Source organism: Pokkaliibacter sp. CJK22405 (assembly GCF_046614695.1).
Lineage (GTDB): Bacteria > Pseudomonadota > Gammaproteobacteria > Pseudomonadales > Balneatricaceae > Pokkaliibacter.
Map to the genome: position 1 here is coordinate 1 of NZ_JBKKHQ010000030.1, position 9,782 is coordinate 9,782.

Consider the following 9,782-nt stretch of genomic DNA (forward strand, 5'->3'; position numbering starts at 1 on the left):
CCCATAACATCTAGCTAGATGTTATGGGCAGTTGTGGAGTAAGGGTGTGGGCAGTTAAATTGTGTGGGCAGTTGTATGTATTAGTTTGGGCAGTTATTGGCGACCAACAATAATTATATTTGACTACTTTCTTATGTATATATAAGGTTGTGGGCAGTTAATTTTGATTGATAGGAATAAGACGGATTCTTCAGCAGTTAGCCGGATAACAAAGAAAGGAAAGGTGGCAGTTGTCTCCTTGCCAGTCCTTTCAGAGCTGCGGCCCAGTCACAGCGCGGCCAAAGAAGAAGAAAAGAAGGGATGATGAAAAAACATGGTAGATTCTTATTTTATTTATTGATTTATTTAAATAAATAAATAAGACTCTTGAGACCATAAAGAGGAGCATAGCCCATGGATACAAAATTCATAGCCGTCTTATCTCAAAAGGGAGGCGCTGGAAAAACCACGGTGAGCACCAATCTGGCAGCAGCTATCGAGCGCATGGGCTACAAGACATGCCTGATAGACACTGACCCGCAAGGCTCCAGCATAGACTGGAGCGGCGTGCGCGGCGATGACCCTGAGCCGACTACCACATTCCCGGTGATCGCCATGGGTAAAAATCTCAGTAAGGACGCGCGGGCTGCATGCAGCGGCGTCTATGACTTCGTTGTTATCGACGGCGCACCGAGGATGGATGAGCTGCTGGCGCCATCTATCCGGCTGGCGGATCTCGTTGTCTGCCCAGTGCAGCCAAGCCCGTATGAAATATGGTCATTTCAGCCGGTGCTGGAAGCCTTAAAGACCAGGCAGGAGGTAACTGACGGCCTGCCGCTGGCGTGTTTCCTGGTTAACCGCGTGAAAGCGAACGCTGGGCTGAGCAAGGAAATCGCGCAAGTGCTTGGGCAATATGAGCCTACTGTACTGGCCGCGCGCCTGCATGACCGTGTGGCCTTTGCCGAAAGCGCCACCATTGGCGGCACTGTGCTCGATGCTGACGGTTCAAAGGCCGCTGAGGAAGTAAAAGCAATGGCTGCTGAGATTATCTCGCTTCTGCGCGAACAGGAGGCCTCTCAATGAAGAAAGGGAGCCTGGTCGGACTCAAAGGTTCAGCAACAGCGGCAAAAGGCAGCAAAGAAGTTGAGGCTGTCAAAAAGGCGGTGGCGGCAGATGAGCAGCAAGTGCGATCAGTGCTGATGGACCCTGAAATGCACCGCAAAATGAACGTGCTGAAGTTCACAAAACTGAAAGACCAGAAGATCCGCACGCTGATGATCGAAGCGGCCAAAGACCTGATCGCTAAATATCAGCGCGGCGACGGCAATACACAGCAAGCCGGATGGATTACTCCAAAGCCGGTGCCCACTAATCGCGCAGTCAGCACATCATTCATGATCAGCAATGCGCTCTGGCGGCAGGTGAGCGACCTGCGCATCGCAGGGGCGCATACCTCTACACAGGTGCTTATGCGTGAGGCGATTGAGGATGTCGTTAACAAATACGACCGGGGGGAGGGGCAAAACCAAGTTAAGGAATAAAAGAATGATTGCCCGGCAGGTGGCTAGACCTACCGGGCATGACACAGACCAACATTGGAGGATGAACCATGCCATTGGCAAATCATATCACAACCATTCGAGGCGAACAGCTGGCGGGCGTGCTGGCTTCAGAGAGCCTAAGAGCCGAGCTGCTGGCCTTTTCCCTACGGCAGCACCGATCCGTCAAGTATGCGCTTTGGCGCGTCCTTGGACTGTGAGGGCTGGCCGATGACAGAACTCAACAAACTGGCCGATCAGTTCCCTTTGCTGAAGCTACACCTGAGCACGATACAAGAGCGAGAAGCAAGCCGGGAATGGTGCTGGGGCTTCTTAGATGCGCTGCTGCTCATGAGCTTTATCAGCAGTGACATTCAGGCCGCCGCTAAAGACCAGGTAGACGCTATCGCTTACAGCAGCGCCCACCCCGTTCAGCTGGATGAAGAAGGAGGCGCCGATGTTTAGCGCCGGAATCATCGTGGCAACGATGATCATCATCATGGCGGCCATGACCGCACCCCTTTTAAAACAATATCGCGAAGACCTGGGCGATGCCCTGAGAGAAGGAGAAGACAATGCACATCGTTGAACTACAAGAGCTTGCAGGCGCAGCACTAGGCCTGACTGAAGAGCAGACCGATGCGATCTTTGAAGACGATGAAGATTTTGATAGCCCTTTAATTGAGAAATTCGGCATAGACTTTGACCAGTTTTGCAATGTTGTCGAGGCGCTTTTGCCACTCACCCCGACATTGCAATCTCCACTTACTGACGCAGTCTACCACGCCTTTGTTCGCCAGCTGGGCGCCGGAGATTGCAGGGCCATTGTCAAAATGAAAGCCAAGGAGCAGCCAAAGAAGGAAGAGAGGGAGCAGGACGGCCAAGACTTGGGCGCAGCCCTGAGAGAAGACGGAGACAGCAGATGAAAGTTCTAATTGCCAGATGCGTCGAGTGTGGCGGCATAAAGGCTATTGCGGCAGACGACTGCCCGGATATTGAAAGCAGTGCTGGCCGATGGAGACGGCTGGGACTATCCGTCAATTGGCAGGAGGCGGGCAGCGGCTCTCTTGGCGAGTGGTGCATGGAGCCAGAACATTATGTTGAAACGCACCAGGCCTATGCGAGCGAGCTGGGCTGCCAGATTTACAAAGCGATTCGGGAGATTCCCGAAGGCTATGAGATACAGCTGAAGCTGACGCGATATAACTCTGAGGTATCTCTTTCAGACGGCTCAGTGCATATCGATAATTTCAACCTCAACACTATCGGCGCTCAGATTGATAACGCCCTTAAGCTTGCTGAAGAACTAAACGAGAAGAATGAGGAGGCATCATTATGACCACGCCATTTTATGAGCAGATCGAGGCCAAGACGAAAGCGGCTATCGAGGAAAACTTTAACCTGATAAAGAACCTGCACGACTACCGAGATCAAGAACCATCAGTTTTCGAGAAAACAAAAGAAGACATGCTGCGCGGGGCCGAGATTGTTTTGCTCACTCTACAAAGTGATGGACTGAGCAGACAGGGAACCCGATCATGGGTCGACAAGATGACGGAAGAACAGTTGGAGGTGTGCATAGAACAGGCCACGTTTGCTAAAAAACGCTTAGCTGAGCGAGGCTTTATCGACCTTTACGAGTTATGCGGACGCGCTACCGGCACAAAGTTCTTTATTAGCCAATCAGATGCCCGTCAGGCGTTTCTTGAAGCGGCCAAAGAGGAGGCCGCTGAAAAAAATGTAGGGAAGTGTGCGCTGGAGATCAATAAGCGACATTTCAGCTTTAGCGAGGTAAAAGAAGCAGTGGGGCAAGAGTGCGCCGAAAAGCTTTTTACCGACAACCCTGATCTTGTTGTAACTCGAATGTGGTAATGGCATCGCCTTAAAAAACTAACCGCCCTACGTTAGCCCATTTTTAGGCTTACAAGGGCACAAAAAAGCCCGGCAGCGACCGGGCTTTTTACTTCCTGTTGTTAGGCTGAGGGCACCAGGGCACTGGGCGGTGTCACCACCTCAGGTAAACCGACGGCCTCCAGTGCCTGACCCATGATATTCAGGCCAGTGTTGTGACCGACTTTCAGCGCGTTAGCGGCAGCCGCGCGTGAAGTTCCCATGGCCTTGGCCAGATCGGCTGGCTTCCAGCGCTTATTGATAAGGCCGTTACTGAGCGCGACCTTAAGCGCGACGCGCAGTGGCAATGTTGCCTGAACGTCTCCTCTCTGCGGGGCCGAAGGCATTGGCACCGGCTGACGATCCTCAACGCAAATAGCCACCGCCGCCTCTAAGCCCTCGGGCGCGTATTTCAGCGCATCCTCGACGGAGTCGCCGGGGCAAAATAGGGAGGGGAAATCACGCGAGGTGAGCACCACGCCCGCACCATCTTTTTCTACTGAGAACGCATATTTCATTTTCTAACTCTCCTGCAGCGGCCTTCTCGAGTTTGATCAAGAGGGGCTTTACAGCCCCAATTCCTTGATTATTTTCCGCCTTGTTCCTTCCGGTATTTCTTTTGCTCCGTGGTAGGGCAAGGGGATGGTTTTTCCGTTGTAGGTGGCTTTTTTATAGTGCCTTCCTGAGAGGTTGGCGATTTGCACACCTTGCTTCTTTAACCATCTTTCAAACTCGTTGTAGGTCATTGCTATCCTTGGTTGCTTTGATGTGATCCATTATACGTGTTCGGCCCAAGTTGTAAAGCATTTTTTACTTTGTATTTTTAAATATACTTTTAATAGGCACAAAAAAAGCCTTCCGGCGTTAACCAGGGGGCATGCATCACCAGTTGTAATAAACCAGCTCGACAGCGTTCTTCGAGCTTTTATTTCCCCCAACGGTATGGGTCAGCGGGATCTCATCACAGCGCAGCCCTGCAAACAGCGCGCGAATATCAGGGTGATCACCGATGCTGAGAATGACCTTGCCCTGCGCCGTATCCATCAGCTCGCGGATAGCCTCGTACTCAGCCCAGTCAAAGTCCACCTTCGACTCGCAGGGCAATCTCTCTTCTGAGCTTGTTCAGCTCACTTTCCAGTCGATCTCGCTGCTCAATGACTGGAACGTTCTGCTTCGTCACTCGAATGGCACGGTCGCACAGACCAACAATTTCAGGGCCGGGGTTGAGTGCTTTGATGCGCTTAAATTCATCGGCCATCAAGTCGATGTGGTCAATCAGCAATGACTCAGACAGTTTCATGTCAATCTCCAGTTGCACACGCTAATCCGAAATAGGATTGTGGCAGTGATATACTTTACATGGGCACAAAAAAGCCCCCGGCGTTAACCAGGGGGCGTGCATCACCAGTTGTAATAAACCAGCTCGACAGCGTTCTTCGAGCTTTTATTTCCCCCAACGGTATGGGTCAGCGGGATCTCATCACAGCGAAGCCCTGCAAACAGCGCGCGAATATCAGGGTGATCACCGATGCTGAGAATGACCTTGCCCTGCGCCGTATCCATCAGCTCGCGGATAGCCTCGTACTCAGCCCAGTCAAAATCGCAGCCATAGCCAGCGGTCTGCCAATAGGGCGGGTCAAGATAGGTCAGAGTGTGGGGGCGGTCATACTTCGCTACCACATCACGCCAGCTCAGGTTTTCAATAAAGCAGCGGCTGAGGCGCAGGTGAGCCTGACTCAAGGTTTCCTCGATTTTGAGCCGGTTGAGTCCGGGCGGTGATGTTGTTGCTGTTCCGAAAGTTCGGGACTCCATCTTGCCGCCAAACGACATCTGCTGCAGATAGTAAAACTTGGCAGCGCGCTGAATGTCAGTCAGCGGTAATTCTGGTTCTAGTTTTAGCCAATCAAAAATCTGGCGGCTAACAAGTGACCATTTGAACTGACGCACAAACTCTTCTAAGTGATGCTGCACCACCCGGTACAGGTTCACCACATCGCCATTAATGTCATTAATCACTTCGACTTTTGCTGGTTGCTTCATAAAGAACAGCGCAGCACCGCCGCAGAATGGTTCAACGTAGCAAGTATGCTCAGGGAATTTTGGGAGGATGTGCTTTGCAAGACGGCGTTTGCCGCCCATCCATCTAACGATTGGTTTAGCCAACGAGCCATTTCCTTCTGTTGATTTGTCACAGAGACTTCATGTAGGCTTCCCGCGCTTCGCGAAGCGGGAGGGCCTTGATCGGCTCGCATGGATTGGTCATGCGGGTGGATGCTGGCCCGGTGCGTCAACACCGGACCAGCGCCCTTTTCGTGAAGCGATTAGCTGGGGAGCTGTCGCCAGTTATGTGCAACGACAAGCGCGTATAAACCGCACAAGATCATTGCAATTAACACTGCCAGCTCTCCATGCAATACGCCCGCTAAGCAGAGGGCGATCAACAGCAGAGTCGGCAGACACTTCCAGTACGGCCACGCTTTCCCGGTTCGCAACATAAGCCATGCGATCACCGGGTTTCGCTCTACGCCACCCGCAGACAGAATCCGGCGAGTAGTGTAAACATCCAGCAGCTGCAAAAGCAGCAGCAGACCGAGCAGTACAATCAGAAATACAGGCATAGATCCTCCAGTTTTCAGGTAATAAAAAACCGCCACTTGGGCGGTTGTTATGGCATGTAGACAGCTCTGAAATAGGCCTTTGCCAAAGACCCGGTCAGCAGTCTTGATCCGTCCATTCTTGTCGGGGAAACAATCAAAGGCCGCTCGCCGACGTTCAGCGCTAGAACCGGGGAGCCTTCGCGATAAAGCGGGGTCTGGGCGCGGGCAAGACCCAAGCGGCCAAGCAGTAAATCCTGAGACCAGTTCGGTGCGATACTATCAAAGGTGCCTACTAGCGTTTTTGCCCCAAGACCACCACCTGAGCTGGTAGCCGAGCCATAAGAGTTGGTGACCTGTTTTGCAATCTCCAGGACAGGGTTGTTAAGCCCCGCCGTTTCGCCAGTCCAGTTAAACGCATAGTCCCGCGCCTCCCACGTTGAGGGATCAGCACCAGGGGCGTTATAGCCAGTACAGTGAATCTGGCCATCGACCGTTTTCACCTGATCGACAAGGGTCGGCTCAACCAGCTGCATCACGCCGAAGGGCGTACCGTCGTGCGAGCCAGCGGGCGCCCCATAAAAGCCAGAAGACAGACTCTGATTCATGTATTGCGGAGTGTTAACCGGCAGCGCCTGGTCACTGCTAAATGCGAGGTATGCAAACTGCAGCATTGCCCACTCATGAATCGACATCATGTGCCAGCCAGCACCTTTCGCTTGGCAGTGCGCGCGCGCGTCGTTAAAACTCATTGTCAGGCGAGTGCCTGCGCCTGCAAGGCAAGCCGATCCCGTTCCCATGGATTGCAGCAGGTATTTGCTGACCATCATCGAGTTTGCGGAGACGTTACCGCTTGAGTTCTGAAACGCAGTAACCCAGCCGTTACCAATTAACGGGTTAGTATCAACACCCAGATTTTGGTACGTCAGCTGCGGAATGATCACCATCTCATTCGGGTTGCCTTGATCGTCATAGATGATCGTATTCCGGCCACCGCTGGCCGCTTCCACCGCGCGGCGAAATGGGTCAGGGAGGAAAATTTGAAAGCTCTGGCGTAACGCTGCATCTGCATCAGCGAGTGCAATGCTGGCTGCATCCTGCGCAGAGCTTGCCGCCTGAGCGGCTGAGGAAGCGGCATTCTGTGCGGCGGTACCCGCCGAGTCAGCAGAGGAAACAGCGCTATCTTTTGCAGCCGTCGCCGTATTAGCGGCAGCTTCGGCATCTGCTTTTGAGTTTGATGCCTCAAGCGCCGAGGCTTGTGATTGCTGCTGATACGTCTGCGACCATTCCCGAGCCTCGTCTGCATTAGTCACTGCCGTCTGCGCATTCGTCGCATGACCGTAGGCAGCATTTGCTGAGTTTTCCGCATTATCAGCATGGCCTGCAGCCGATGCTTCTGACTGGCTTGCGGCCTCTGCACTAGCCTGCGCATTAGTCTCTGACTGAGCAGCTGCATCAGCGGAACCAGAAGCTGCCAGGGCTAACTGATCGGCACTCGTGCGCGCATTCTGTGCTGCGGTTTTTGCGCTTTCAGCAGACTGGGCGCTGGCCGCTGCAGCGGTGGCTGAGCCATCGGCGGCAGTAGCCGAATCGCTCGCTTCCGTCGCGGAACTTGCTGCTGCATCAGCTGAGGCCGCAACCGCACTTAACGAGTCAGCAGCGGCAGAGGCTGAATCAGCAGCGTTTGCCGCTGAGGTCGCAGCATCACCGGCCTTCGTTGTCGCGGTACCGGCGGATCCTGCCGCATTGGTTGCACTGCTCGCTGCCGCCGTCGCGGAATTGCTCGCTGCCGTGGCTTTCTGAGTTGCTGTAGTCGCAGACGCGCTGGCTGCATCGGCGCTGCCTTGGGCATCTGTTGCTGATTGCGCCGCTGCCGTTGCCTGAGCAGTGGCCGTGGTGGCCGCTTGGTCTAAATCTTCAGCGCTCGCCGCCGCTGCCGTGGCAGAGTTGTTCGCCGCTGTGGCTGAATCTGACGCGGCAGAGGCTGAATCAGCAGCGTTTGCCGCTGAGGTCGCAGCATCACCGGCCTTCGTTGTCGCGGTACCGGCGGATCCTGCCGCATTGGTTTCACTGCTCGCTGCCGCCGTCGCGGAATTGCTCGCTGCCGTGGCTTTCTGAGTTGCTGTAGTCGCCGACGCGCTGGCTGCCTCCGCGCTGCCTTGTGCATCTGACACAGACTGCGCTGCTGCCGCGGCCTGAGCAGTGGCGGTGGCAGCAGCCTCATCAATACTTTCAGCGCTGGCCGCTGCAGCGGCAGCAGACGCCGCAGACTGATCTACCGCACCCAGAATAGACGCCGCTGAGTTAGCCGCGTCTGTCGCTGAACTGGCCGCTGCGGTGGCTTTCTGCGTCGCCGTAGTCGCAGCGGTTGTTGCAGTCGCTTCACTATTAGCAGCGGCGGTCGCCGAGGCCGCTGCAGACTGGGCTGACTCGGCAGCAGAATCACGCGAGCCGGTAGCCACGTTGGCAGCATCCAGTATCGCGTCTTTCTTGTCTTTCACTTCATCAACATAAGCCTGCGTATTCTCAACCAGTGCTTCAGCTGTCTGAGCCAACGCATCATAAGCAGCCTGCAGAGCAGAAGTATCTAACGGCATAATCAATCCTCTTTGAGAATCACGGCATCTTGAGCCGGGTCATAGCGATAAGCTTTGGCGTCAAGCACCTCCGCCACCGGGTAATACTTCTGCTCGGTGTCAAAAGCTTGCACTTGATCGATGTGGGTTTGATGCGAGTAGAAAGTGACCTGAGTCACCTCCCCATCGCGATTTACAGCAGCCACTGCTGGCATGGTTATTTCCTCGAAGCGAAGGCACTCAGCGTGCAGTTCGATACCTGGTACTTGAAGTAACTGGGGTTCGTGAACGCGGAGTAAGTGAACTTCACTACCAACTGAGCCGTGAAAGTGCCCGTGGCAGGGAAGTAGTAGCGAAGAAAAACGCGACCGCTGATCGGGTCTCTGAAACGCTCGACCGGCAGATAGTCCGCATAAGATCGGGCATCAGCGCCGTTAATGCGCAGCACGGGCATGATTTTGACTGCCGCTGCTGCTGTCGAGTTATAGTCTGTGACGTTGATATCGCAGGTGATATCGACGTTCATCATGTCCCCAGCACGGGCAGGTACAACGAGCGTGCTAAACACATCAACACCGGCATTCGCCGAAAAGTTGCCCTGGGTCAGATAGCGCTGAAAGCCATTGCTGCCTGCAAAGGCGCTTAGCGTTACGGCTCCATCCTTGAGGTTCAGCGTATCAATCGTGGCGGCACCAATAGCCGCCTCGTTGAGATACAGAACACCGTCAGAAAACACGAAAGGCAGCAAGCCTTCCGAGTCGTCAGGACTCGCTATATAAAAGCGATCCGCGCGGATGCCAAACTCGCCAGAGGCCCCGTCGTTATAAAGACCGAAACCGATCACCCGGCCATTCACGTCGACCTTCAAAACATACTGCGCAGCAACATCTCCCAGCTTGTTCGCTGTCGCTTCAGCGCTCTGCTGAACAGATGCGATCTGGCCGTTGAGTTGCGTTTGCACGGTATTGACCAGACTTGCCAGACTCTCATCAGCAGACGCTCTGGCCGTTTGTTCAGTCTGAATCGCAGCGGCGTTATCGTTAGCGCTGGCTTGTACAGCATCGACTCGCGTTGAGAGCGCACTGTCTGCATCAGCGCGGGCCGTCTGCTCTGTCTGAAGCGCTGCGGCGTTGCCGTTGGCTTTTGCTTGTACGGTATCGACTCGCGCTGAGAGCGCACTATCCGCGTCAGCACGCGCCGTCTGC

General features: G+C 54.3%; 16 protein-coding genes. 7 read left to right on the forward strand and 9 right to left on the reverse strand.

The genetic code is table 11. The annotated features are described in order from the left end of the window. Positions 1-393: 393 nt before the first annotated feature. The 7 genes from parA to ACKC9G_RS18365 all read left to right on the forward strand — a co-directional run bounded on the left by parA (position 394) and on the right by ACKC9G_RS18365 (position 3,389). Positions 394-1,062, forward strand: a complete 669-nt coding sequence (parA, locus tag ACKC9G_RS18335) for a ParA family partition ATPase (protein ID WP_411408131.1) — start codon at positions 394-396, stop codon at positions 1,060-1,062. Continuing rightward, positions 1,059-1,520 carry a hypothetical protein gene (locus ACKC9G_RS18340; protein ID WP_411408133.1) on the forward strand — a complete coding sequence of 154 codons (462 nt, stop codon included), beginning with the start codon at positions 1,059-1,061 and terminating at the stop codon, positions 1,518-1,520. Before parA ends, ACKC9G_RS18340 begins: the two co-directional genes overlap by 4 nt. Positions 1,521-1,748: 228 nt before the next feature. Beyond that, on the forward strand, positions 1,749-1,982 hold the full coding sequence (locus tag ACKC9G_RS18345; RefSeq protein WP_411408135.1) for a hypothetical protein: 234 nt from the start codon (positions 1,749-1,751) through the stop codon (positions 1,980-1,982). Then, entirely contained in the window at positions 1,975-2,106 is a 132-nt protein-coding gene (locus tag ACKC9G_RS18350; RefSeq protein WP_411408137.1) for a hypothetical protein, read from the forward strand. The genes ACKC9G_RS18345 and ACKC9G_RS18350 overlap by 8 nt, the downstream gene beginning before the upstream one ends. Continuing rightward, entirely contained in the window at positions 2,093-2,443 is a 351-nt protein-coding gene (locus ACKC9G_RS18355; RefSeq protein WP_411408139.1) for a hypothetical protein, read from the forward strand. Before ACKC9G_RS18350 ends, ACKC9G_RS18355 begins: the two co-directional genes overlap by 14 nt. Next, the gene (locus ACKC9G_RS18360) at positions 2,440-2,856 is read left to right on the forward strand and encodes a hypothetical protein (protein ID WP_411408141.1); all 417 of its coding nucleotides are present in this window, start codon (positions 2,440-2,442) and stop codon (positions 2,854-2,856) included. Before ACKC9G_RS18355 ends, ACKC9G_RS18360 begins: the two co-directional genes overlap by 4 nt. Continuing rightward, positions 2,853-3,389 carry a hypothetical protein gene (locus ACKC9G_RS18365; RefSeq protein ID WP_411408143.1) on the forward strand — a complete coding sequence of 179 codons (537 nt, stop codon included), beginning with the start codon at positions 2,853-2,855 and terminating at the stop codon, positions 3,387-3,389. The genes ACKC9G_RS18360 and ACKC9G_RS18365 overlap by 4 nt, the downstream gene beginning before the upstream one ends. Positions 3,390-3,490: 101 nt before the next feature. Here ACKC9G_RS18365 and ACKC9G_RS18370 read toward each other — a convergent pair whose 3' ends face one another. From ACKC9G_RS18370 to ACKC9G_RS18410, 9 genes are all read right to left on the reverse strand, one after another. Then, complete coding sequence (locus ACKC9G_RS18370; protein ID WP_411408145.1) at positions 3,491-3,925, reverse strand: hypothetical protein; 435 nt, start codon at positions 3,923-3,925, stop codon at positions 3,491-3,493. A 48-nt stretch (positions 3,926-3,973) separates the two neighbouring features. After that, positions 3,974-4,153 (reverse strand): type II toxin-antitoxin system HicA family toxin, encoded by a 180-nt coding sequence (locus tag ACKC9G_RS18375; RefSeq protein WP_411408147.1) that lies wholly within the window; start codon positions 4,151-4,153, stop codon positions 3,974-3,976. Between the two features lie 136 nt (positions 4,154-4,289). Beyond that, the gene (locus tag ACKC9G_RS18380) at positions 4,290-4,493 is read right to left on the reverse strand and encodes a hypothetical protein (protein WP_411408149.1); all 204 of its coding nucleotides are present in this window, start codon (positions 4,491-4,493) and stop codon (positions 4,290-4,292) included. Further along, positions 4,483-4,707 (reverse strand): hypothetical protein, encoded by a 225-nt coding sequence (locus ACKC9G_RS18385; RefSeq protein WP_411408151.1) that lies wholly within the window; start codon positions 4,705-4,707, stop codon positions 4,483-4,485. The genes ACKC9G_RS18380 and ACKC9G_RS18385 overlap by 11 nt, the downstream gene beginning before the upstream one ends. A 101-nt stretch (positions 4,708-4,808) precedes the next feature. Then, positions 4,809-5,570 carry a DNA adenine methylase gene (locus ACKC9G_RS18390; protein WP_411408153.1) on the reverse strand — a complete coding sequence of 254 codons (762 nt, stop codon included), beginning with the start codon at positions 5,568-5,570 and terminating at the stop codon, positions 4,809-4,811. A 158-nt stretch (positions 5,571-5,728) separates the two neighbouring features. Beyond that, on the reverse strand, positions 5,729-6,025 hold the full coding sequence (locus ACKC9G_RS18395; RefSeq protein ID WP_411408155.1) for a DUF5658 family protein: 297 nt from the start codon (positions 6,023-6,025) through the stop codon (positions 5,729-5,731). Positions 6,026-6,072: 47 nt separating this feature from the next. After that, positions 6,073-8,598 (reverse strand): hypothetical protein, encoded by a 2,526-nt coding sequence (locus ACKC9G_RS18400; RefSeq protein ID WP_411408157.1) that lies wholly within the window; start codon positions 8,596-8,598, stop codon positions 6,073-6,075. A 2-nt stretch (positions 8,599-8,600) separates the two neighbouring features. Beyond that, positions 8,601-8,792: a hypothetical protein gene (locus ACKC9G_RS18405; protein WP_411408159.1), complete on the reverse strand. Its 192-nt coding sequence runs from the start codon at positions 8,790-8,792 to the stop codon at positions 8,601-8,603. 2 nt (positions 8,793-8,794) lie between these two features. Next, the coding region (locus ACKC9G_RS18410) for a hypothetical protein (protein WP_411408161.1) at positions 8,795-9,782 on the reverse strand (988 nt) is incomplete at its 5' end.

Coding starts and splice junctions, on each gene's coding strand:
- parA (WP_411408131.1), top strand. CDS start 394: ATGGATACAAAATTCATAGCCGTCTTATCTCAAAAGGGAGGCGCTGGA.
- ACKC9G_RS18340 (WP_411408133.1), top strand. CDS start 1,059: ATGAAGAAAGGGAGCCTGGTCGGACTCAAAGGTTCAGCAACAGCGGCA.
- ACKC9G_RS18345 (WP_411408135.1), top strand. CDS start 1,749: ATGACAGAACTCAACAAACTGGCCGATCAGTTCCCTTTGCTGAAGCTA.
- ACKC9G_RS18350 (WP_411408137.1), top strand. CDS start 1,975: ATGTTTAGCGCCGGAATCATCGTGGCAACGATGATCATCATCATGGCG.
- ACKC9G_RS18355 (WP_411408139.1), top strand. CDS start 2,093: ATGCACATCGTTGAACTACAAGAGCTTGCAGGCGCAGCACTAGGCCTG.
- ACKC9G_RS18360 (WP_411408141.1), top strand. CDS start 2,440: ATGAAAGTTCTAATTGCCAGATGCGTCGAGTGTGGCGGCATAAAGGCT.
- ACKC9G_RS18365 (WP_411408143.1), top strand. CDS start 2,853: ATGACCACGCCATTTTATGAGCAGATCGAGGCCAAGACGAAAGCGGCT.
- ACKC9G_RS18370 (WP_411408145.1), bottom strand. CDS start 3,925: ATGAAATATGCGTTCTCAGTAGAAAAAGATGGTGCGGGCGTGGTGCTC.
- ACKC9G_RS18375 (WP_411408147.1), bottom strand. CDS start 4,153: ATGACCTACAACGAGTTTGAAAGATGGTTAAAGAAGCAAGGTGTGCAA.
- ACKC9G_RS18385 (WP_411408151.1), bottom strand. CDS start 4,707: ATGAAACTGTCTGAGTCATTGCTGATTGACCACATCGACTTGATGGCC.
- ACKC9G_RS18395 (WP_411408155.1), bottom strand. CDS start 6,025: ATGCCTGTATTTCTGATTGTACTGCTCGGTCTGCTGCTGCTTTTGCAG.
- ACKC9G_RS18400 (WP_411408157.1), bottom strand. CDS start 8,598: ATGCCGTTAGATACTTCTGCTCTGCAGGCTGCTTATGATGCGTTGGCT.
- ACKC9G_RS18405 (WP_411408159.1), bottom strand. CDS start 8,792: ATGCCAGCAGTGGCTGCTGTAAATCGCGATGGGGAGGTGACTCAGGTC.